This window comes from Streptomyces torulosus (genome assembly GCF_001419765.1).
Classification (GTDB): domain Bacteria; phylum Actinomycetota; class Actinomycetes; order Streptomycetales; family Streptomycetaceae; genus Streptomyces; species Streptomyces torulosus.
Genome location: NZ_LIRK01000837.1, coordinates 1 through 1,209, shown reverse-complemented (window position 1 = coordinate 1,209; position 1,209 = coordinate 1). Strand labels below are relative to the sequence as shown.

The following is a 1,209-nucleotide window of genomic DNA, read 5'->3' as shown; positions in this document are numbered from 1 at the left end:
CCCCGTGGCCTCACGAAAGGGCTCCGCCTCCGTGGATGTCGGTGTGCTGGGCCACGGGGGCGGAGTCCTTTCGTGAGGCCACGGGGACGTGGCGCGGTGAGGGAGCGTCAGGAGTTGGTGAGGGGCAGGCCGGGTGGGTTGACCTCGGACTTCTCGACCGCCTCGTTAGAGAGGTTCCAGGCCTTCAGCCACTTGGCGTACTGGCCGTTCTCGATGAGGTGGTTGATGGCCGCGGCGAGGGGCTCGGCGAGGCCGCTGTCCTTCTTGGCGGTCGCGGCGATCAAGCCCTGGAGGGTCTCTCCGGCGCCGGAGAACTGACCCGCGATGCGGGTCGCCTGCGGCGTGTTCGCCGTCTTGGCGGCGTGGTAGGAGAGGTTCGGGCTGGGGCCGAAGTAGGCGTCGATCTTGCCGCTGTTGAGGGCCAGGTAGAGGCTGTTGTTCTCCTGGAAGTACTTGACGGTGAGGGGCTTGGCGCCCTCCTTCGCCAGCTTCGCCTTCCACTCCAGGAGGATCTTCTCCTGGTTGGTGCCGTTGCCGACGGAGACCGTCTTCCCGGCGAGCTTGCGGTAGTCGCCGTCGAAGTTCCAGTCGCTGTCCTTCCTCACCTCGAAGGCGAGGTCGTCCTTGCGGTAGGAGGCGAACTCGTACTTCTTCTTGCGCTCCTCGGTGTCGGTGACGTTGGAGAAGGCCACGTCGACCTTGCCGCTGTCGAGGCCGATGAAGAGGTTCTCCCAGGTGGACTGGCGCACCTCGGGTTCGAGGCCGAGGACGGCGGCGACCAGTCTGCCGAAGTCGGGTTCGGAGCCGGTGAGTGTCTTCTGGTCGTCGCCGATGAAGCCGAGCGGCGGGCTGCCGGAGGGCAGGGTGCCGGAGCCGATGACGAGCGTGCCGCGCTTCTTGACGGCGGCGGGCAGGCGGTCGCTGATGGACTTCACCTCGGAGACCTTCAGGGTGGTCTCGGTGGCGGCGCCGTTGGACAACCGGCCCACGGTGACCGTGCCCGCGGTGTCGCTCGCCGTCCTCGTGGCGGCGTCGCTGTCCCCTCCGCAGGCGCTGAGTCCGGCGGCGAGGGTGACGGCGGCGGTCGTCGCGGTGATGCCGCGCAGCAGGCTGCGCCGGGAGAGCTGGGTGGGCATGGCTGTCCTGTTCGTTCGGTTCCACGCGGGTGGAAGGAAGGTGTCGGGTGGTGCGGGGCGTGGGGGACTCAGG

General features: G+C 68.4%; 1 protein-coding gene. It reads right to left on the bottom strand.

Annotated elements, in window-relative coordinates; all coding sequences use genetic code 11:
* Window positions 1-107: 107 nt before the first annotated feature.
* The gene (locus AOK23_RS41035) at window positions 108-1,136 is read right to left on the bottom strand and encodes an ABC transporter substrate-binding protein (RefSeq protein WP_055717499.1); all 1,029 of its coding nucleotides are present in this window, start codon (window positions 1,134-1,136) and stop codon (window positions 108-110) included.
* Between the last annotated feature and the right edge of the window lie 73 nt (window positions 1,137-1,209).

Bases quoted from the DNA above. Each gene is read 5' to 3' on its own strand.
- AOK23_RS41035 (WP_055717499.1), bottom strand. From the start codon at position 1,136: ATGCCCACCCAGCTCTCCCGGCGCAGCCTGCTGCGCGGCATCACCGCG.